The following is a 20,685-nucleotide window of genomic DNA, read 5'->3' as shown; positions in this document are numbered from 1 at the left end:
ACTAAAACTAAAGAATACTTTCTAGAGTAACTTCAATCATTTCGCCAAATTTTAACTGACGATCTTCTGCTGACATTTTTTCGCCCGTTTTAATATGATCACTTACTGTTAGCAGGCATAGCGCTTTTTTACCTAATTCAGCGGCAACGCCATAAAGACCAGCCGCTTCCATTTCTACCGCAAGAATGCCATATTGTTCTAACTTCGCGAATACTTCAAATTCTGGTACATAAAACAAATCAGCTGAAAAAACATTACCTACTTTCGGCGTTTTGCCTAAACGCTTCGCGGTGCTAACCACTTTTTCGAGTAACTCATAGTTAGCTATAGCCGCAAAATCATAATTATTCAATCGTTGACGATTAACATTAGAGTCGGTGCTGGCACCCATACCAATAACGATATCTTCAAGTTGTATATCGTCACGAATTGAACCACAGCTACCAACACGAATAATATTTTCAACGCCATAATCTCGGTAAAGCTCAGTCGCATAAATAGACATCGAAGGGATCCCCATACCTGAGCCCATCACTGAAATACGTTTACCTTTGTATTCGCCCGTGTAACCAAACATATTTCTAACTTCGGTGACCTGTTTAACATTGGTTAGGTAGTTGTCTGCGATGAATTTTGCACGTAAGGGATCACCCGGCATGATAACCGTTTCGGCAAAATCTCCGACATTAGCTGAGATATGTGGTGTTGGCATAATAAATTTTCCTAATAGTTCAGAGATGTTTTAATTATTTTATAGCTATTTATTTTCACATAATAGAAATAACCTGACACCAGTGTCAAGTAAAATCATAATTCTACTAAAATTAAACCCTAAATTGACTATTAACTTTATTGTTGAAATAGCTTATATTTGCCACCCTGCTAATAAATGCTGCAAAGATGATTGATTAATATGCCAATAATAAAGAATCAACAACCAAACACGTCATCAACTGGGCGGGTCAGAAAAAAGAATCAATTGATCATTTTAAAAGCTGCCGAGCAAGATTTCTTAGAGCATGGTTTTAAAGGGGCATCAATAAAAGGCATTGCTGAACGCGCCGGTATCCCACGGGCAAATGTTCATTATTATTATAAAAATAAAGAAGCTATTTACTCTGATATATTATTAGAAATTCTTACCTTATGGGATTCATCCATTATTACCTCGACTGAAGAACCTGCTAAAGTCTTAGGTGATTATATTCTTGCTAAGGTGATGTATTCAAAAACTAATCCTGAAGCATCACGGATATTTGCCGGTGAATTTATACACGGTGCTCCTCGCTTGCAGGAATACTTAAAAACCAGTTTTAAAACTTGGATAGATGAGGTTAAAGCGACTATTGAAGGCTGGATTAAGCAAGGTAAGATGGACCCAATTGATCCACTTTATTTACTCTTTACTATTTGGGGAGCCACGCAACATTATGCTGATTTTGCCCCACAAGTTAACGCAGCCATGGGTAAAGATAAGTTAAGTAATGAAGACTTTGAACAAGTGGCTAAAACCCTTACCCAGATAATTCTTAAAGGTTGTGGTATCAGTAAGTAAAAAATTTACACTGATAGATATAAAGCTAGACGTGCAATATTACGCACTAATTCCTTGAAAGACAGGATGTCTGAGAGAGGCCATCCTGAACATCGTCTCTCCTTCACATCCATGTGACCGTGACATACCGTTCATCCTGAACATAAAAAGGCATTACACTTTTAAAAATGAAATGCCTTAACGTTACTTTGCTAGCTAATACTTTAAAAGCTATGAATAAGAGAAGTTCCCTTAATTAATTACCCCAGATACTGTCAACATATTCAGGGTGGTCAACAAAAGGATTACGGTTGCCTTGATGACCAAGTGCCGCTTCATTTCGATCTATTTCTTTTTGACTGACCGGGTCATTGGTATGCCAACGTAATAACATTTCTAATTGCCATAATTCAAAAACTTGATTACTACTACCATCTAAAATAGCATCACCATACACCGAATTATTCTGCCAGCCGCCAATCAAGTTTTCATAACGCGTCGCCATGTAAAATTGTGCGCGGGCTAAATCACCTTTAAATTCATCAATGGGTTCAAACACAGTACCGCTATAACCTAAAGTCGTGGTTGCTGAGCCTAATTTACTGTTATTAGTTGAAGTAAAAGATGCTGTGGCAACTTCACCGTAAGGGTAACCACCGCGTTTCGAATTAACAAAGCCGTCGGTTGCATAGATGTGATGAACATCAGAGTTCATTGGCTCTACTTTGCCGCCAAACCAGCTTTTTGGGAAAGTATGTTCTCGATTATAACAACCGCCTTCACCGCTATAATTACCACACTGATCGGTGACTTTAATAAAATTATAATTGTCACTCACCAGCGGATTTTCAGAATATATATCTAATATAGAGCCATCATTTTCAAAATAAACATCCAAAGAATGGTTTTCATAGAAGGTCCATAGCGCTGAATAGCCCTGATTTGCATGATCTTTGATTAAATTATAAAGCTCTGTTTTTAACGGGTAACCTGATGTCGAGCTAATGCCGTCATAATAGGTACCAGAATAAGTGCCTGAGCCACTGCCTCCTCCACCCGGAATTCCGCCTGTGTTACCTAAAGTAAAGGTTTTGGTTTCACTACTGTTGAAGTCACCACCGTTAATTAATGCAGTTCCAGCAAGGGAAAATTCATAAGAGCCATTGCCGTAAGTACAGCAAATACCATCACCATAAGTATCATTAATGGTAAAAGTATAATCGTCATCGGCTAAACAATAACTTTCATTATAGCTGGTCGAACTTTCGTAGTTATTACCACTAGCAACTTCTTGATTACTCGTGTTTGTTAATGTCCAACTAGTTTCGTAACCGTAATTATCTGTGGTTAAACTAAAAGTCACATTATTGGTACTGCAACTGCCTGTCCCACCGCCCGATGCTTGAGTAGGTTGAAAATAGTCAACATAGACAATTTCAGAACCATCAAAACCGGCAATGTCGTAAAAACGTAAGCCAACAGCAATATCTGACGTTGCGCTTGCGGTATAACTATGGGTAACTTGTTGCCATTGATTAACTAGACTTTCATTCGAGTAGCCCTGATAGCCATCGATATATAAACGCGCTTTAATACTACCTTCTGTATGGTAAACCCAAACAGAAAATTCGTAAGTTTGCCCTGCAACAACACTAACCAGTTGTTGAATGTCGGTAGAACCTTGTGTACCGGTATTAACGGTAATTTCAGCTGAACTCAAACCTTCTTGAAAAACAGTGGTATTTTTATTCACGCTAATACCAGAATCAATCGTCGTCCAACCCGAGGGGGAGCCTGCTAACCATGTTTCAAAGCTTCCATTATTAACGTCTGCAACAGCATAGTGGCTGGTAGCACAGAGTAATAAAGCAGCAATATTATTTTTATAGTTCATTTATATACCTTATGTTTTTATTAAATAATGGTAACACTCCCTATATTATCCATAATGCTTGCAACTCCGTAATAAAACCCGAATAAAACGTACACAAATACAGTGCAAATTTGACACGACACCAAGATAAATAATCTTAACCAAGTAGTCAACAAATAACAAAAAGTAATAGTGCAGATTGTATATTAATACCACAGCATAAATTATTATCTAATGGCTGTGGCATTACTTTTAAATTATTATTACCAAACGTTAACTTTTTTAACAACCTCATCAACAGTAAAGATAAAGTACGCCATTAATACTTTACCCGGAGCTAACTCTCAAAACGACTAAGACCAACAACGCCGCCACTTAAACCGACATACTTTCTCCAAAAATCGCTATGGGCGGCTTCAATTCCAACAGGTTTAGTCAAAGCGACTGGCAGTACTTATTCTTTATAATCGCTACTTTGCTCATCAAATATATTGGTTGATGGCATAGAAACAACTTGTACTTTTTGTCCTTGCGCGGTCAGTACTTTGCCAGCATTGAAAGTAAGTTCAACTTCATAGCCTGTCACAATTAAGATAACCTCTGGTGCCCCTTTACAAGTGGTTAATACGCAGGCACCTTTTTTCAATATTTGCTAACTGTGATTCATTGCGGGGTATGGCTGATAAATTTTGACGTAAAAAAATTAATGCACTGGTGATTTTTAAAGGCCATTTTCCAAACAACAGTAGATTCAGTGGCATCACAAGGACGCCAAGTTGTCAGGTTAGGTATAGTAGGTAAATGGGTTAGTTGTTCTATCGGTTAATGCGTTGGGTCATCTTCTCCTTGCCCAAAGGAAACATAGCATTAGTTAACTTTTTACGTGGCAAGAGGGTTACTCCTACTTTAGGTTTCATTGTTTATGATACTATTATTTAAAATATTATTTTCTTGTCCAATTGGTCAAGTAAAACTTGACACATATGACAAGATAGTATTATTTTAATGATGACTCTATAGAAGAAAAATGCTGCTCGATATTGAAAAACATTGCTAAATAAAGCTTAAGAGTAAAAATAATTATTTGAAACGTTGATTATTTTATAGAGATTATTTGAACTAACGGATCACTGATATTTCAATGAAAATGTTACAGAATAACGTTGGTTCTTTTTAAAAACTTAGGGAACAAATATAAAATGAACAAACTAAGACTGTCAAAAATAGCCAGTGCGATTGTGATCGCTGTTGGCTTATCGACTTCTGCAATGGCTGCAGATACCTCGTCTTCAATGCGAGGTAAAATTCTAAGCCCTACGGGCGAAGCCGCTAGTAATGTTAAAATCACCGTTATTCATGAGCCTTCAAAAACTAGCCGTGAGTTTATGACAAATGCCACAGGTACCTTTACCGCTAAAGGTTTACGTGTGGGTGGTCCTTATACTGTTATTATTGATTCAGACACATATAGTGATACCACTTTAGATAATATTTTTCTTAATCTTGGTGATACCCATCGTATTAGCCAACAACTACAAGCAGATAATATTGAACGTATTCAAGTAACAGGCTCAAGTTTTCTTCAAAAATCAGGTGGTTCAAGCAGTATTTTTGGAGCAGAGCTTATTCAGAATACGCCAAGTTTTAACCGCGATATTAAAGACATTGCCCGTTTAAACCCATTAGCAAGTATTAATGGTAACGGCGAGTTAATTATTGCTGGTGGTAACCCACGTTCAAACAGTTTAACCGTTGATGGTATTGGCCAGAATGATGACTTTGGACTTAACTATGGTGGCTACCCAACAGAGCAACCACCAATATCGTTAGATGCTATTGCGCAAATATCAGTCGATGTGTCACCATTTTCAGCACAAAAAGGTAACTTTGGTGGTGGTACCATTAATGCAGTTACTAAATCAGGATCTAATGAATTTAAATTTTCAGGCTTTGCTGAAACTTCAACACCGGATATGGCTGGTGATGTTCAAACAATCGATATAGCAACTGAAGTTTATTATACTGATTCAGACGTTGATAAAAAGAACCCCAGAGTACGTAATATATTAGATGATGATGACCATCAAACATTTGTTACGAAAACGGTTGCCCCTATCAAAACACAATCACGTTTTGGTTTTAACGTTGGCGGCCCTATTATAGAAGACGAACTATTTTTCTTTGTTAACTATAGTAACTGGTCTAGTGAGTTGGCCATGGATTATGGTTTCCAAGGCAGCGGCGCTACCCATGAATACGACATTTCTCAAGAGCAATTTGATGACTTCAATACAATTTTAGTTGATGTTTATGGCCGCACTGATTCTTTAGGTGGCGATCAAGAAGACACCAATGAAACGTTATTAGCTAAATTAAGCTGGAACATCAATGATGATCACCGACTTGATTTCACCTACCAATGGCAAGATGATCAAGATGAGCGAAATGCCGGTACCGGTGGTACAACCGTTAGCATGGCATCAAACCGCTATACTTATGCAACTACATTTAATAACTTCGCCACTAAAATTTATTCAGACTGGACTAATGACTTCAGTACTGAAATGGGCATAAGCTACAAAGATGTTGCAACAGATAGCAATACTAATAGTGATATCGGTGAAATAACCGCTATTACAGAATATCGTGGTCCACAGTTTGTTTTTGGACAAGACCAGTTCCGTCATGCCAATGAATCAGCCACTCAAAACCTGACATTGTCGTTAGATGCGACTTACTTGATGGATGACCATGAAATTAATTTTGGTCTCCAATATGAAGATTTAAACTTATACAACTTATTTGGGGCTAATTCACTAGGGTCTTGGGAGTTTGCAAGCTTTAAAGATTTTGCCGCACGTGATTTAGCTAGATATGGCGAATTTACTTATCAAAATTCCTATACCGGCGATACTCAAGACCTTGCTTACGATGTTTCACGTAGCCAACTATCCTTTTATATTGAAGACAACTTCGACCTAACAGACGATATCAATGTTACTGCAGGTGTTCGTTATGAACGATTATCATCAAGCGACAAACCAACACTTAATAGCAAATTTCAAGAAACTTACGGTTACACTAATCAAGAAAATCTTGACGGTTTAGATATTATTTTACCACGGGTTAATATTGAATGGAGATTCTCTGAAAAACTAACACTTTCTGCGGGTATTGGTCGTTTTCAAGGTGGTATCCCAAATGTTTGGTATAACAACCCATTTCAAAATGACGGTATTACGCTGGTTGCTGCATCAAGTAAAGTGGTTGAAGATTATTATAAAGATAGACTTGTTGAGATTGACTTCAATGTTCCTAGCGAAATAATCAGCTCACTTGAAAAAGGCGCTGGTAGTACAAACTATACTGACCCGAATTTCAAACTCCCTTCAAGTTGGCGTAGCCGCATTGCCGCAGATTACACTTTTGACATTGATGGCTTAGGCGAAAACTTTAACTGGTCAACAGAGTTGATGTACCATGTTAAAGAAAATGAAGCTGTTTGGAAAAATACCGCATTACTTTATCCTATTACCGCTGCTGATGGTGAACGTCTAATCTATGAAAGCCGTTACACCGGTGATGTAGAGGATAACTTTGATATTCAAATGACTAACGCGCAAGACAATGGTCGCTCTATTATCTTCTCAACAGCGCTAGCAAAGCGTTGGGACAACGGCTTAAGTATGACCATGTCTTACGCTCATCAAGATATCGAAGAAAATCACGCAGGCTCATCATCACGCGCACAAAGTAACTACAAAAATAATGTTATTAAAAGCCGTAATATTGATTTCGTTGCTCGTGGTAATTATGAAGTTGAGCATAACCTAAAAATTAACTTAGGCTATGAAACTGAGTTTTTTACCGGTTATAAAACCAATATCAACTTATTCTTTGAACGTCGTTCAGGCCGTCCATTTAGCTGGGTAACAGGTAACTATCAAGATGAAGACTTAGGTGATACTCGCGACTTTTATTCAAACTCGGCTTACTTAGCGTACATTCCAACAGGTGCTGAAGATCCAAATGTAAATTGGACCGATTCAGGAATGAAATGGAACGAGTTAGAAGCACTCTTAGACCGAGCAGGTATTAGCGAACGAGGTGAAATTCTTGACCGTAATACTGGCACACAACCTTGGGTAACAACGATGGATCTAAGCATTAAGCAACAGATCCCAGGTTTTGCAGAAGGTCATAAAGGTGAAGTATTCTTGATGGTCAACAATTTTGCTAACATGTTAAATGATGACTGGGGTGTTGAAAAGCGAATGGGCTATCCACAACAAGCTATTTATGATTTTGCTGGTTTAGATGGTGATGGTAAATATAAAATAGATAAAGTTTATAATGGCTCTGATACTCGCAGTTACGATCGAACAGTATTAGGCTCATCTGGTTGGCAGATGAAGGTAGGTATTAACTACAAATTCTAATACCAATCGGTAAAACTGCTTAATAACAGTTTTGTATAAAAATCGAACGGCTTTGATTTAATTCAAAGCCGTTTTTTTATTTTACGGCTAACTTTTAACTGATAAGAATGCTCACAAATATCATTACCTGCTGGGGTTTATCTAGTGGTCCCCAGAAGAATAAGCTTATGTTTTAATTAATTTATATTTTAAGTAATACAGAGGGCTGCAACCATACCAACGTTTAAATGCGCGATTAAAAGAACTTTGATCGTTAAAACCAAGTTTTAAGGCGATAGTACCTAAGGGATATTTACCCATATAGCCTTGTAACCGCCTTTTGCGTTCGCTTTCAAGTAAATAAGCAAACGAGGTCTGTTGTTGTTTTAACTGACGTTGCACCGTTCGAACTGTCATGTTTAAAGCACTTGCTGTGCGTATTAAATTGCAATCGTCCAAATCATTTTTAGCCATTAGGAGATGGCTTATTTTCTCGGCTAAGCACTGTTGGCTTTTAAAACCTGACAATTGCTGCGCCGATACTTGTTTAAGTGCTAAATTAATAGCGGCGTTATCAGTTTTAAAAGGCAGTGCTAAATAGCTACTAGGAAAGATAATTTGATTATATTGTGCATTAGTTTTAATCGGGCAGTTAAACCAATCAGCGAGTCTCTTTATTTCAATATCAGGCCAAGACTCAGTAAAAAAAATATAACTAGGTGAAAGCTGGGAGTTAAGCAATTGGCGAATAACACTGACCCAAGCCGTCATATTACGTAAAATAGCCTGCGGGCTGCAGCTTGCGTCTGGCAACCATCGAATAATAGCAATATCTTCTTGTTGTTCAAATTCAGCCTTGCCGATATCAGCGACCAAACGGTCATAAATTAACAGCGATGAAATTGCGCTTGCTAAATTATTACTCGATTCGATGAGATAACCCAGCACACCAAAATCGGCGGCTCTGATCTGCTGACCTAATTTAAATCCAAAAATTGGCTCATTTAGAGTCTGTTGCGCATAATCAAGCAGTGCATTATAACTGCCTAAACTAATGCGAGGCGCTAACTGTTGTGCTTGCTTATTAGCGTATTCATCAAAGTGTATCGCTGACAAAACGCTTTGACTCTCTAAACCAAGCGTTTCAAGGTAATCAAGGCAACTTGTATAATAATGATCGGCCAACGTAGTCATTTGTCACCTAAAGCTAAAAAATGGTCATCTATGAGCAAGTCTGCCACGGAAGTTTTTTTTATACTAGTGGTAATTATCAAGAGTGGTGCGTTGTAACTATGATCTCAATAACCTTAAAACAGAATATCAATGCAACGCCGCAACAAATTTGCGAGACCTTGCTAGAGCATCATCAATTAAGTCGTTTTTTTGATGCAACTTTTAGCCTGATTCAACCACAAAATAAAGATGAACTAAAAGGTGGTAAAGGCGCTATTAGGCAAGTAAAAATCAGTGGCATTAAGTTTTCTGAGCGTATTATTAGCGCTGACCATCACCACATAAGTTATCAAATAATGGGTAATAAACCCGTTGCAGAGCATCGCGGCGACATTTATTTTAATGAAAATACTTTGGCTAAAGATAGTAGCATCCCAGCAACCACTGAAGTTACCTACCATATTAGCTGCAAAGCCCCCTGGTGGTTACCGAGCTTTATACTGGCTTTTTTTATTAGAAAAGATTTAGTGCAAGCACTTAAAAAATTAGCGTTACACTTTAAAGGTGACATGGTATGTCCATAGAAATTATTTTACTGGCGCTAAGCCCAGTCTTTATTATTTTTGTTACGTTAGAATTTATTAAATATCGCCGTTATTACGATATCAAAGACAGCTTCGCCAACACGGCACTGGCTCTGATGCATCAAGGTGCAGATGCTGTCGCCTTACTGATATTAATGCCCTTTTTTTATTGGCTTTATGATTATCGACTATTTGATATAGCGCTAACCCCTATCAGTATTTTTGGCGCCTTTATCTTGCAAGACTTCTTGTATTATTGGTTTCATAAGGCATCGCACCATATTCATTGGTTATGGGCCGCCCATGTTGTTCATCATAGTTCGACCAAAATGAACTTTACTACCGCCTTTAGACAGAGCTTAATGTATCCGCTTGCCGGTATGTGGCTATTTTGGTTGCCGATGATATTACTAGGTTTTGACCCCATTACCGTATTTACTGTAGTCGCACTTAATTTGGCTTATCAATTTTTTGTTCACACTCAAGTTGTGAATAAGTTAGGGTGGTTCGAAAAAGTTTTTAATACCCCATCGCATCACAGGGTTCACCATGCAATAAATGCAGGTTACCTTGATAAAAATTTTGCTGGGGTTCTGATTATTTGGGATAAATTATTTGGCACCTTTGCCGAAGAAGAATCTGGAAAACCTTGTAAATACGGTATTGTTGGACAACTGCACAGTAATAACCCACTGACGATTACCTTTCATCAATGGCGTTATTTAATAAGCAGTATGTTGACCAGTAAAGGCATGAAAGCAAAACTGAAGGTACTCTTTGGTTATCCGACCAGCTCCGTTAAAGAGAAATAAGTGAGATAACCGCTAAGCTTTGCTGGTTCTTACGACTAAGCAACAACACCTTGCTCAAAAGCACTTGAGATAATGGCATCATCATAGTTAAGCATATCCTTTAAAACAAAGTAGGTATGCTGTCCTAACTCGGGTGCTGCACTATGGTATTGCAGAGGTGTCGCCGACAGATTAATGGGTGATGCCACAACATCGATTAAATCGCCATCATCGTTTGGCAGTTGCTTAACCATAGCTCGGTGTTTTATTTGAGGATGGTCAAATACTTGCTCTAGGGTATTTACCGGCCCACAAGGTACTGATATCAATTCAAGTTGCGCTATCCACCACTGCGTTGTTTGTGTCTTAATTTTTTTAGCCAATGTCGACACCACATCGTCTCGATGAAGAACCCGTTGAGCATTCGTGCTATAGCGGTCGTCTGCTGCAAACTCGTTTAGCTGACACAAATGACAAAACCTTGAAAATTGGCTGTCATTGCCGATGGCTAAAATTAAGTCACCGTCTTGGGTGGTAAACGTTTGATAGGGCACGATGTTTGGGTGTGCATTACCTAATCGAGGTGGGTTTTCATTAGTGGTTAAGTAATTCATCGCTTGATTAGCCAGCATTGCTGTTTGAACATCAAGTAAAGCCATATCAATATATTGACCACACTTGGTGTGATGCCTAGCCATAAGAGCGGCTAAAATAGCGTTACAGCTATATAGCCCGGTCATAATATCCACGACTGCAACCCCAACCTTCATTGGACTGCCTTGCTGTTCACCGGTAATACTCATCAGGCCACCCTCGCCTTGTATCATGGCATCGTAACCGGGTTTGTGAGCATAAGGACCCGTTTGCCCATAGCCAGTAATTGAACAATACACCAAATTAGGATTAATTTTTTTCAACTCAGCATAATCTAAACCATATTTAGCTAAATCACCGACTTTAAAGTTTTCAATAAAAACGTCTGACTGCGCCACTAAATCTTTAATGATCTGTTGACCTTGCTGACATTGAATATCAATGGCAATAGATTTCTTGTTGCGATTAGCACAATGAAAGTACGCCGCTTGTGGCGGTTGACTGGCTGTTTGGGGTTTTACAAAAGGAGGCCCCCAAAAGCGGGTGTCATCACCTACTTTTGGCCGTTCAACTTTTATCACCTCAGCCCCCAGATCAGCGAGCATTTGCGAGGCCCAAGGCCCCGCAAGTATCCGGCTTAAATCGACTACCTTGATACCTGCTAATGCCGATGGAGGGTTTACGTTTGTAGGAGTATCTGTCATTAGCAAAAAGCTTGTAAACCGGTAATGGCACGACCTAAAATCAGGGCATGAACATCATGGGTACCTTCATAGGTATTAACCGCTTCAAGATTCATCATATGGCGAATAACCCCATACTCATCACTGATGCCATTGCCACCGTGCATATCACGTGCAACACGAGCAATATCAAGCGATTTACCACAATTATTACGTTTCAATAATGAAATTAATTCAACCGGACATTGATCCGCATCCATTAACCGTCCCATTTGTAAGCAACCTTGTAGACCAAGACTTATCTCAGTTTGCATATCGGCAAGTTTCTTTTGAATTAATTGGTTAGCAGCCAAGGGGCGACCAAATTGCTCACGGTCTATCGTGTAAAGTCTTGCGGCATTAAAACAGAACTCTGCAGCCCCTAAAGAGCCCCAAGCGATGCCATAGCGCGCTTTATTTAAACAACCAAAAGGCCCTGCTAAGCCTTTAATCTCTGGGAACATATTTTCATCGGGTACAAAAACGTTATCCATAACAATTTCGCCAGTGATTGAAGCACGTAAAGAAAATTTGCCCTCGATTTTCGGTGCTGTTAACCCTGTCATACCTTTTTCAAGCACAAAGCCGCGAATTATTCCTTCAAACTTTGCCCAAACAACAAACACATCAGCGATAGGCGAATTGGTGATCCACATTTTACTGCCCGTTAAAGCATAGCCACCCTCAACTTTCTTGGCGTGCGTGCTCATTGAAGCAGGATCACTACCTGAATTAGGCTCAGTTAACCCGAAACAACCCACCCATTCGCCGGAAGCAAGTTTAGGTAAATATTTCATCCGCTGCTCTTGTGTACCATAGGCATAGATAGGATGCATAACGAGTGATGATTGCACACTCATCGCGCTACGATAGCCACTGTCAACGCGTTCTACTTCACGAGCGATTAAGCCATAGCTAACATAATTAACTTCACTGCCACCATACTTAGCAGGCAAAGTAGCCCCTAGTAAACCCAATTGACCTAATTCACGCATTATTTCTCGGTCAAAATGTTCATGTCGATTGGCTTCGAGTACTCTGGGCATCAATTTTTCTTGGCAATAATCATAAGCGGTATCGCGTATCATACGCTCTTCTTCGGTTAATTGATTATCAAGGAACATCGGGTCTTGCCAGTTGAAAGGCGTTAATTTGTCGCTCATCAGGTAACTCCATTAGTAGGCGGTTATGCGCTAAAGTTTATATTTATACGTTAACTCTATCCTCAAAATAAAAATAAATATAATATATAGTTATTATATTTATCATAACTTTTACTTATCAGTAGGCTTAATATGAATTTAAAGCGTTTAGCATATTTTTGTCAATTAGCCTTATTAGGCAATTTTACTCGGGCTGCACATAAAATAGGTATTGCTCAGCCAGCATTGAGTATAGCTATTCAAAAGCTAGAACAAGAAGTTGGTTTGAAGCTAATTAATCGTACCGATAAAAACTCCTTATTAACCGCTGAAGGTGAAGTGCTCTATAAACTGGCAACACAATTATTAAGCCAAGCAAAACAAGTTGAATTAGAGTTAGAAGAACTGAAAGATTTAGAACGAGGTACCATTCGCTTTGGTGTTTCCGCGATGATGGGCTCATATTATTTTCCGAAAGTATTAACGGCATTTAAGCAAAAGTATCCAAAAATAAAAATACACTTGATTGACCAAGGCACAGCGGCACTGGAGAAAATGTTAATGAATGGCGAACTCGACTTAGCCTTGATCCGCGGTGATTTAGAGAATCAACAACTGCGTTATACCGAGCTTATTGATGAGGAAATTGTTGCTGCTATGGCGATTTCACACCCGCTAGCAAAAGAAGAAACTTTATCATTGGCACAATTTTGTCAAGAGCCACTGGTGTTGTTTCATCAAGGTTATTTTTTACGTGAAGTGGTTAGCCACTATGCAAAAGCGCATAACTTATCATTAGACATACGTATGGAAACGAATCTTATTGAACTGCAAAAATCATTGGTTCGCAATGAAGTAGGTATCACTACCTGTTTATCGCGTATTTTGCAAAATGAACAGCAGATAACATCAATTCCGTTTGAACCAAAACTCGCCTTTAAATTGAGTTTGGCATGGAAAAAAGATCATTACCTTTCTAAAGCGAGTAAAGCTTTTATGACTTGTTTAACCTCTACACTCGATCCCATCAACTAAGTATTTTTTGCTGGCTATAGCTTAGGCTTAGGCAACATAGAAAATTATCTTCGTTGTTTTGGTCTTTATAGATTGACCTTATGTTGAACTTAATATGCCAACATCGATTGCCTGCTGTTCATTACTAAAAATAGCCATTGCCGTATTCATTTGTTTAAAGCCAAGCTTTTTATAAAAACCTTCTTTACCCGGATTAGCATATAATATTATTTTTTTATGTCCGAAAGATAACTCAACTAATTGATTAATCATTTTACGCCCTAAGCCCATCCCCTGATATTCAGGATGAATGGCAACGTCACATATATATGAACAATCAAGTCCGTCAGCTAAAGCTCTCCCTGCACCAATAAGCTTTTGTTTTTCATAAATAAAGCATTTAAACTTACTGTTTGAAAAAACAATATTAAGGTCGTCTTTGGCTTTATTACCTAAAGGCGCAATACGATATAACCTTGATAACTGCTGCCAATCAATGTCGGCTTGGTCGTAGACCCATGAAAAGTTCTGCATATATTCCTTATTTAACATCACAACAAGTGGCTAACAATTGTCGACTATTATCGTAAAATAATGACTAGTCTTTTTATCATCTTTTATCAATAAAAGAGAAACCGTAAGCACGTTATAAAGCGCTGTTCATTGTTTCAGACAACTAAATTTAGTCATTGCCCTTTTGAATAAAGTCGTACGTTGAAACTAACAATAAGTAGAGCCTTTATAAATACTATTCTCTATTATTTATATGGTTGAATAATAATGCGGCTAAAATAATTCCCGCGCCAATGCTTAACTTCACTAGGTCGGCATCTCTGTTCCAAATAAGTACGTTCACAATAATACCTGCTGGAATAAGTAAATTATTCATCACGGCTAATGCACCGACATTGACTAAGGTAGCACCTTTATTCCAGCCAAAGTAGCCTAAACCCGACGCTACAATGCCTAGGTAAATAAGGACACCCCATTGCGTTGCTGTATTGGGTAATTTATCTGAATTGCCGAATAAGGCATAGCAAACAACAGCAACGATTAATGCACCAATAAAAAACCAACCAAAGACCGTTTTATCATCTAACTTGCTATTAGCCATTAAGCGTTTGTAAGTAACTTGTCCAGTTGCAAAACAGATGTTGGCGGCTTGTACGAGCAGAAAGCCTGTCCAAAAGTTGCTGTTAATACTTTCATAACGGATAGCTACAGCGCCACCGACGGCGATAACGGCAGTTAGAAAAAATTTAGGGTTAAAGTGTTTTTCAAGGGCATCATTTAATAGCGTAATATAGATAGGCGTCATTACCGTAAACAATAAGACTTCCGGTACAGATAAATATAAAAAGGAATGATAATAAAAGCTATACATAACGCCAAGTTGCACAGCGCCTATCATCATAAGCTTTAGCGCTAAGGGCTTTGGTGTTTGTGTTAATTTCAAAAAAGGTAAAAAGACTAAGGTAGCAAGCGTTATACGCATAAGCACGCTAAACCATGCATCAACCTGCCCTGCCAAATAAACGCCAATTAAACTAAATGAAAATGCCCATAGCAGGGTAACTGCAAATAAATAGCCCATAAATTCTATCGTTAAGTAATTAATGACCGCAGTCTATCTGTTATTAATTACGGTATAAACAATAAAAGATCGCAACAAGCTATATAAAGACTAAACCAAGCAAAATCAATTATTTCAGCTGCGACTTGAATGTAATGCCGAACTCTGCTTATATTGATGCATATTCAGCAAAATCTTAATAGAAGGGAACTATGTCTGTATTGAATCACCCCAAGAAAACCCTATTTTTATGCGCAGCACTTTCACTCACCGCTTGCCAAAATGATAAAGAACCTAATAAGGCCCCCGTAATGAAAGTGGAAAACCTTGATAAAACTATTACCTATGACACCTTAGGAAAAACTGATCAAGATCATTTATATCTTGAGGAAGTTTTAGGTGACAAAGCATTAACTGAAGTAAAAAGCTGGAATACCCGCACCCTCGACCGCCTAATGGCAGACCCTCTATTTGAAAAAATGAATAGCGAAGTGTTGGAGATTGTTAACAGTAAAGACAAAATTCCATACGCGTCTTATCGAAATGGAGAAGTGCATAATTTTTGGCAAGATGAGCAACATGAAAGGGGGATATGGAGAAAATCGACCCTCAGTAGTTACCTTTCAGACATTCCGGTTTGGCAAACTGTTTTAGACTTTGACGCTCTGTCAAAAAGTGAAAATAAAAACTGGGTCTACAAAGGCAATAACTGCCTTTCACCTGATTACGAAATTTGCATGGTCAGCCTTTCTGATGGCGGTAAAGATGCCGTTATTCAACGTGAGTTTAATACCAAAACTCAAACTTTTGTAACCGATGGTTTTATCACCCAAGAAAGTAAAGGCAGTATAGATTGGCTAGACAAGAACACCTTAATTATCGGGGTTGATTTTGGTGAAAACACCATGACAACTTCTGGTTACCCTATGGTTTCTAAACTATGGCAACGCGGTACTGCGTTATCGAGTGCCGTTGAAATTGACCGTGGCGAGCAAACAGATGTTGGCTATTGGGGGGGTATAACAGAGCTAAGTGATGGCCGCCGCGAAATTATTACTACCCGGGCATTAACCTTTTATGACACCGAGTATTATTGGTTTCCACGCAAAAGTGATGGCAGCATCAGTGAAAAAATCAAATTACCAATACCTAAAAAATCAAATTTAAGTGGTGAGTTTAAAGGGCAAATGATTGTCAAATTAAACGAAAACTGGCGTGAATTCAAACTAGGCGACTTAGTCAGCTTTAACATTGATGATTTTATGAATGATGGCAAAATTGACCTTGTTAACCTTGTTTTTAGTCCTGATGAAAAATCTTCAATTGGTAACTTTGGCGTCACAAAATCTAAAGTACTGATGAGCATCTACCATGATGTAACCGGCTCTGCTCATCAATTCGATTGGCATGACAATAAATGGACCTCTAAAAAATTAGACTTTCCAGCTAATGGTTCCGTCTCAATTGGCAGTACCAACAGTAAAGAAGAAATTGCTTTTATTTCAGCAGAGAGCTTTCTTAATCCTGACACACTTTATACTTATAACACCGCAACAGGCGAAAAAGCTAAAGCTAAATCTTTACCTAGCTGGTTTGATGCTGAAAGCATGGTCAGTGAACAATTTTTTGTTTCTTCAACCGACGGTACTCAAGTTCCCTACTTTGTTGTTCGACACAAGAACACAAAGTTAGATGGTAAAAACCCAACTCTTTTGTATGGCTATGGCGGCTTTGAAGTTTCTCTAAACCCTAGTTATTCGGCTACTCGCGGAAAGTTGTGGTTAGAAAGAGGCGGTGTCTATGTCTTAGCCAACATTAGAGGCGGTGGCGAATATGGACCTAAATGGCATCAGGCTGGTTTAAAAACCAATCGCCAACGTATTTATGATGATTTTATTGCTGTCGCTCAAGATTTAATCACCAAAAAAATAACGTCTCCTGAGCATTTAGGTATCGAAGGTGGCTCAAATGGAGGCTTGTTAATGGGGGTGATGTTTACCCAACGTCCAGATTTATTCAATGCGGTAATATGTGCTGTGCCCCTGCTTGATATGATGCGCTATCATACACTATTAGCAGGTGCCTCATGGATGGGCGAATATGGCGACCCTGAAAACGAAATTGAAGGTAAGTTTTTGCGGAGCATTTCGCCTTATCATAATATTGACCCTGCTGTAGATTATCCAGAAGTCTTCTTTATAACATCGACTAAGGATGATCGTGTTCATCCGGGACATGCTCGAAAAGTAGCGAAACGCATGGAAGACCAAGGGCATAAATTTTTATACTATGAAAACATTGATGGTGGTCACTCTGCTGCAGCCAACCTTAAAGAAACCGCCAAGCGAATCGCACTGCAACATACTTATTTAATGCAAAAGTTAGCAAGTAATTAACAGTTTTATAGCGTAAAACTGATGATAGTGGCAGGATAATTCGCAGCTTTTGTCTAATTATCACCGTAGGTTTTTTGAAGTCTGTTTAACGTCGTTAAACAGACTTTTTATTAATGGCAGTAACCAGGTCTTGTCATCAATAGCTATAAGGAACTTCATTTTTGTACCTTTATTTAAAGTACCTTGCGAGGCTAATATGGGTAATTAAATACCCACAACCTTAAAACTCTAGCTTTTGTCTTTTGATATTTGATGAATAAGTGATGTACCCCAATCATTCATTCCATCGCCAATAGCACCGACCATCAGCGACAAATACTTTTTCCCGGTAGCTTGCTTATAAAAATTACTATATTCATTTAAATCTTCATTACTGATGTCACGATAAATAAAATATGACGTTAAAACCATTTGCTGTTCCATTGAAGGCTTTATATTGACCGCCATTTGTTCTAATTGAGCATCGAGTTGCGTGGCAAGCTCAACATTTTCTGGTTGGGTAATTTTCAACGCTTCAAACATATTTTCTAACATCGCCATCATCAAATTCATCCCTTGTTCTACAATTTCTGATGACTCAACATAATGAATAATTACTTTTGTTCTCTCAGGAGATGGCGGGCTTGATTGCAACTCAGCCATATAAAGCATTAAGTTTTGCTGAAACTTTGGATCGGTAGATTGAAGCTCAGCACTTATAACGCGAGAAGCAAGATCACTATCCAACCACTTAAGAATCGGCTGTAGTTCAGCTAATGAGACATTCTTCCTTATGTTTTCAGTCATTTTGTTTAGCATCACATCAGGATTTAATGACGATACAAACACTTGCATAAATTTTTCATGTTCAACTGGATTTTTAGCCGTTAAAGCCATTTGTTGTCCCATCGCTTGCAATTGTAGCGGTAGTCCTTCAATTGACTGGGTTATCCCTGATTTATCCATTAACTGATATATTTGTTTATCTGTTATCTGATCATTGGCATACGATGTTGTGATGATAGTCGACACTAAAATAATGCAGCGAGCTATAAACGTAGTAAATTTTTTCATGTTGTTCTCCAGGTTTATTAAACTATATGTTTAAAAATCTTTAGTGACTTTACCATTAGAAGTAAGTCGCTAAATTCCATTAAAAAACTATCTATAAATACAAGTTATGCCCCATTTTCATTATCAACCCCACAAACAAAAGTCTTGCGTACAGAGCGACCGCAAATGAGATAAAAAGGTGTATCCAATAAACTAACTTGTTATGAACTAGGTTTAGGTATAAAAATCACTCGACTTAATAAAAGTAACTTAAGTCTAGTTTATTAAAACAAAACAGCATAAGTTATTATGGGTGGCCTAATAAGTGATAAAACAGACTTTCAACTGCGGAGTTATTGTTCCTCTTTATTCTCTTTTGCTATTCTTTCTAGGTAATTCTTCTTCCTTTCATTTAATCCATCGATAAATTCTTGAGATTTATACCCATTTAGTTTCGCTTTTTCAAGCCATGAATGGGCAAGTTCAAACTCAACATCCCCTTTGTTATCATTCCACCGATGAGCATACATTTTACCTAGCCAATACATTGCTTCAGAATCACCACTTTCAGCTACTTGACTTAGCAATTTATCTGCTTTTGCCGAAAATGTATCAATCATAAAAAGGAATATTCCATATTGCTTTAATGCCATTATGGAACTATCAATAATGGACTTTTCATACCAATATATAGCTAATTCATTATTCTCATTTTTTACTTTTGCTTCTGTTGCATCAATAGCTCTAATAGAATAATTATTTCCTACAAGAAGTTGTGCTTTTCTATGGTCATTCTTAGCCGCCCCAAGAAGCCATCCAAGAGCAACATCGCTATTTTTTTCCAACAAGTTTCCTGCTTGATACATTGAACCTATAGTAAATTGTGCTTCTGTATGACCTGCGTCACCAGCTTTAATCATAAATTTAAATGCTTCTGTTAGATGTTCATTTAATTTAGGATCATTGTTACTATTAACAAAGTTAAATATTTCATATTGACTATTAATGTCTCCGTCAATAGCAGCCATTTTAAGCTCCTGATATTTTATAGTAATATCATTTTCACTATTAGCAACCTTCTCATTGGTTTGCCCAATTACGCAATACAAAATGACGAATAAATACAACAATACTTTCATGATTATTAATTCCCTGTTGGAGAGGTTAGTGCGATATCCCCAGCCTGCTTAAGTAAGACTTTAAAGTTGTGAACAATCCCAGAGGCAGGAACTTGTGCCTGAACCGCTAGATCAACTTTACTAACATTCAATAGAACTGCACCAGTAAGATTACCATTTGAATCAGCAGATACTGAAGGAGTAACATTCAACTCATCTGGCCCAAGTTGTTTTCCGAGCGCTACACTATGCGTTGTTTCTCCTGTAGCTTTATCCTTACTTGCGCCAAATGATATTGGGCCAAGTTCATCAAGTTTTGTTGACGCTGTGTCTGATGTAGTTCCGTCTGCACTGGTTGAGGTAATTGAACCATCAAGATTTACCATTGTTACTATAAGATCTATTTTAACCGTAATATCTTTGAGTATTGGCTTTTGAACTTCACTTTTATATGAATCTTCACCCTCCATACCTGTCGGGTCAGTATATTTATAAGGGTTATTATTCGCATATGTGTATCTACCAAAAGAGTGTACCGGATTTCTAGGAACCCAGCCAACAGGATCATTCGAATAAAACCGCCCGATAACTGGATCATAGTATCGTGCCTGCATATAACTTAAGCCAATATCTGTATCGAACTTATGTCCGGTATAACCTACATCATCACTTTGTGTTCCAATTGTTCACCAAAAGTTATTATGGATGGCCTAGTTAATTT

At 38.1% G+C, this 20,685-nt stretch carries 17 protein-coding genes; 6 read left to right on the top strand and 11 right to left on the bottom strand.

The annotated features are described in order from the left end of the window. Positions 1 to 7 precede the first annotated feature (7 nt). Positions 8 to 712: a purine-nucleoside phosphorylase gene (gene deoD, locus H4J69_RS09145; RefSeq protein ID WP_182251949.1), complete on the bottom strand. Its 705-nt coding sequence runs from the start codon at positions 710 to 712 to the stop codon at positions 8 to 10. 267 nt (positions 713 to 979) lie between these two features. Between deoD and H4J69_RS09140 the strand changes: the two genes are divergently transcribed. Next, positions 980 to 1,555, top strand: coding sequence for a TetR/AcrR family transcriptional regulator (locus H4J69_RS09140; RefSeq protein WP_259364916.1), 576 nt, complete (start codon positions 980 to 982; stop codon positions 1,553 to 1,555). A 235-nt stretch (positions 1,556 to 1,790) separates the two neighbouring features. On the opposite strand, the gene H4J69_RS09135 is transcribed toward H4J69_RS09140, so the two are convergent. Both H4J69_RS09135 and H4J69_RS20105 read right to left on the bottom strand, forming a co-directional pair. Further along, complete coding sequence (locus tag H4J69_RS09135; protein ID WP_182215966.1) at positions 1,791 to 3,428, bottom strand: endonuclease; 1,638 nt, start codon at positions 3,426 to 3,428, stop codon at positions 1,791 to 1,793. A gap of 433 nt (positions 3,429 to 3,861) precedes the next feature. Then, positions 3,862 to 4,053: a transketolase-like TK C-terminal-containing protein gene (locus tag H4J69_RS20105; protein ID WP_259366834.1), complete on the bottom strand. Its 192-nt coding sequence runs from the start codon at positions 4,051 to 4,053 to the stop codon at positions 3,862 to 3,864. A gap of 553 nt (positions 4,054 to 4,606) precedes the next feature. Between H4J69_RS20105 and H4J69_RS09125 the strand changes: the two genes are divergently transcribed. Continuing rightward, positions 4,607 to 7,846 carry a TonB-dependent receptor gene (locus H4J69_RS09125; RefSeq protein WP_182251948.1) on the top strand — a complete coding sequence of 1,080 codons (3,240 nt, stop codon included), beginning with the start codon at positions 4,607 to 4,609 and terminating at the stop codon, positions 7,844 to 7,846. Positions 7,847 to 8,011: 165 nt separating this feature from the next. Here H4J69_RS09125 and H4J69_RS09120 read toward each other — a convergent pair whose 3' ends face one another. Continuing rightward, complete coding sequence (locus tag H4J69_RS09120) at positions 8,012 to 9,019, bottom strand: AraC family transcriptional regulator (RefSeq protein ID WP_182222433.1); 1,008 nt, start codon at positions 9,017 to 9,019, stop codon at positions 8,012 to 8,014. Between the two features lie 98 nt (positions 9,020 to 9,117). Here H4J69_RS09120 and H4J69_RS09115 point away from each other — a divergent pair, with 98 nt between their 5' ends. Together H4J69_RS09115 and H4J69_RS09110 are read left to right on the top strand one after the other, a co-directional pair. Beyond that, a complete protein-coding gene (locus H4J69_RS09115; RefSeq protein WP_182242641.1) occupies positions 9,118 to 9,582 on the top strand; it encodes an SRPBCC family protein in 465 nt (154 codons plus the stop codon). Beyond that, positions 9,573 to 10,394 (top strand): sterol desaturase family protein, encoded by an 822-nt coding sequence (locus H4J69_RS09110; RefSeq protein WP_182251947.1) that lies wholly within the window; start codon positions 9,573 to 9,575, stop codon positions 10,392 to 10,394. Before H4J69_RS09115 ends, H4J69_RS09110 begins: the two co-directional genes overlap by 10 nt. 35 nt (positions 10,395 to 10,429) lie before the next feature. On the opposite strand, the gene H4J69_RS09105 is transcribed toward H4J69_RS09110, so the two are convergent. Further along, positions 10,430 to 11,671, bottom strand: a complete 1,242-nt coding sequence (locus H4J69_RS09105) for a CaiB/BaiF CoA-transferase family protein (RefSeq protein ID WP_182251946.1) — start codon at positions 11,669 to 11,671, stop codon at positions 10,430 to 10,432. Further along, on the bottom strand, positions 11,671 to 12,852 hold the full coding sequence (locus tag H4J69_RS09100; RefSeq protein ID WP_182215953.1) for an acyl-CoA dehydrogenase: 1,182 nt from the start codon (positions 12,850 to 12,852) through the stop codon (positions 11,671 to 11,673). Before H4J69_RS09100 ends, H4J69_RS09105 begins: the two co-directional genes overlap by 1 nt. A gap of 132 nt (positions 12,853 to 12,984) precedes the next feature. On the opposite strand from H4J69_RS09100, the gene H4J69_RS09095 reads away from it, so the two are divergent. Further along, the gene (locus tag H4J69_RS09095) at positions 12,985 to 13,866 is read left to right on the top strand and encodes a LysR family transcriptional regulator (protein ID WP_182215951.1); all 882 of its coding nucleotides are present in this window, start codon (positions 12,985 to 12,987) and stop codon (positions 13,864 to 13,866) included. A 78-nt stretch (positions 13,867 to 13,944) separates the two neighbouring features. Here the strand turns inward: H4J69_RS09095 and H4J69_RS09090 are convergent, their stop codons facing one another. Then, on the bottom strand, positions 13,945 to 14,379 hold the full coding sequence (locus H4J69_RS09090) for a GNAT family N-acetyltransferase (RefSeq protein ID WP_182215950.1): 435 nt from the start codon (positions 14,377 to 14,379) through the stop codon (positions 13,945 to 13,947). A 214-nt stretch (positions 14,380 to 14,593) separates the two neighbouring features. Further along, positions 14,594 to 15,439 (bottom strand): carboxylate/amino acid/amine transporter, encoded by an 846-nt coding sequence (locus H4J69_RS09085; RefSeq protein WP_182215948.1) that lies wholly within the window; start codon positions 15,437 to 15,439, stop codon positions 14,594 to 14,596. A gap of 191 nt (positions 15,440 to 15,630) precedes the next feature. Here H4J69_RS09085 and H4J69_RS09080 point away from each other — a divergent pair, with 191 nt between their 5' ends. Continuing rightward, complete coding sequence (locus H4J69_RS09080) at positions 15,631 to 17,814, top strand: prolyl oligopeptidase family protein (RefSeq protein ID WP_182215946.1); 2,184 nt, start codon at positions 15,631 to 15,633, stop codon at positions 17,812 to 17,814. A 228-nt stretch (positions 17,815 to 18,042) separates the two neighbouring features. Here the strand turns inward: H4J69_RS09080 and H4J69_RS09075 are convergent, their stop codons facing one another. The 3 genes from H4J69_RS09075 to H4J69_RS20100 all read right to left on the bottom strand — a co-directional run bounded on the left by H4J69_RS09075 (position 18,043) and on the right by H4J69_RS20100 (position 20,647). Continuing rightward, positions 18,043 to 18,867, bottom strand: coding sequence for a hypothetical protein (locus H4J69_RS09075; protein WP_182215944.1), 825 nt, complete (start codon positions 18,865 to 18,867; stop codon positions 18,043 to 18,045). 332 nt (positions 18,868 to 19,199) lie between these two features. Next, complete coding sequence (locus tag H4J69_RS09070) at positions 19,200 to 19,985, bottom strand: tetratricopeptide repeat protein (protein ID WP_182215943.1); 786 nt, start codon at positions 19,983 to 19,985, stop codon at positions 19,200 to 19,202. A gap of 5 nt (positions 19,986 to 19,990) precedes the next feature. Further along, positions 19,991 to 20,647, bottom strand: a complete 657-nt coding sequence (locus tag H4J69_RS20100) for an RHS repeat-associated core domain-containing protein (RefSeq protein ID WP_310733521.1) — start codon at positions 20,645 to 20,647, stop codon at positions 19,991 to 19,993. Positions 20,648 to 20,685 lie beyond the last annotated feature (38 nt).

Source organism: Colwellia sp. BRX10-9 (genome assembly GCF_014077405.1).
GTDB lineage: Bacteria > Pseudomonadota > Gammaproteobacteria > Enterobacterales > Alteromonadaceae > Colwellia_A.
Note: the sequence above shows the minus strand (reverse complement) of the source record. Positions and strands in the feature narration are given on the sequence as shown.

Excerpts from the sequence above, each read along its gene's own strand:
- deoD (WP_182251949.1), bottom strand. The coding sequence starts at position 712 with ATGCCAACACCACATATCTCAGCTAATGTCGGAGATTTTGCCGAAACG.
- H4J69_RS09135 (WP_182215966.1), bottom strand. The coding sequence starts at position 3,428 with ATGAACTATAAAAATAATATTGCTGCTTTATTACTCTGTGCTACCAGC.
- H4J69_RS09125 (WP_182251948.1), top strand. The coding sequence starts at position 4,607 with ATGAACAAACTAAGACTGTCAAAAATAGCCAGTGCGATTGTGATCGCT.
- H4J69_RS09120 (WP_182222433.1), bottom strand. The coding sequence starts at position 9,019 with ATGACTACGTTGGCCGATCATTATTATACAAGTTGCCTTGATTACCTT.
- H4J69_RS09115 (WP_182242641.1), top strand. The coding sequence starts at position 9,118 with ATGATCTCAATAACCTTAAAACAGAATATCAATGCAACGCCGCAACAA.
- H4J69_RS09110 (WP_182251947.1), top strand. The coding sequence starts at position 9,573 with ATGTCCATAGAAATTATTTTACTGGCGCTAAGCCCAGTCTTTATTATT.
- H4J69_RS09105 (WP_182251946.1), bottom strand. The coding sequence starts at position 11,671 with ATGACAGATACTCCTACAAACGTAAACCCTCCATCGGCATTAGCAGGT.
- H4J69_RS09100 (WP_182215953.1), bottom strand. The coding sequence starts at position 12,852 with ATGAGCGACAAATTAACGCCTTTCAACTGGCAAGACCCGATGTTCCTT.
- H4J69_RS09095 (WP_182215951.1), top strand. The coding sequence starts at position 12,985 with ATGAATTTAAAGCGTTTAGCATATTTTTGTCAATTAGCCTTATTAGGC.
- H4J69_RS09090 (WP_182215950.1), bottom strand. The coding sequence starts at position 14,379 with ATGCAGAACTTTTCATGGGTCTACGACCAAGCCGACATTGATTGGCAG.
- H4J69_RS09085 (WP_182215948.1), bottom strand. The coding sequence starts at position 15,439 with ATGGGCTATTTATTTGCAGTTACCCTGCTATGGGCATTTTCATTTAGT.
- H4J69_RS09080 (WP_182215946.1), top strand. The coding sequence starts at position 15,631 with ATGTCTGTATTGAATCACCCCAAGAAAACCCTATTTTTATGCGCAGCA.
- H4J69_RS09075 (WP_182215944.1), bottom strand. The coding sequence starts at position 18,867 with ATGAAAAAATTTACTACGTTTATAGCTCGCTGCATTATTTTAGTGTCG.
- H4J69_RS09070 (WP_182215943.1), bottom strand. The coding sequence starts at position 19,985 with ATGAAAGTATTGTTGTATTTATTCGTCATTTTGTATTGCGTAATTGGG.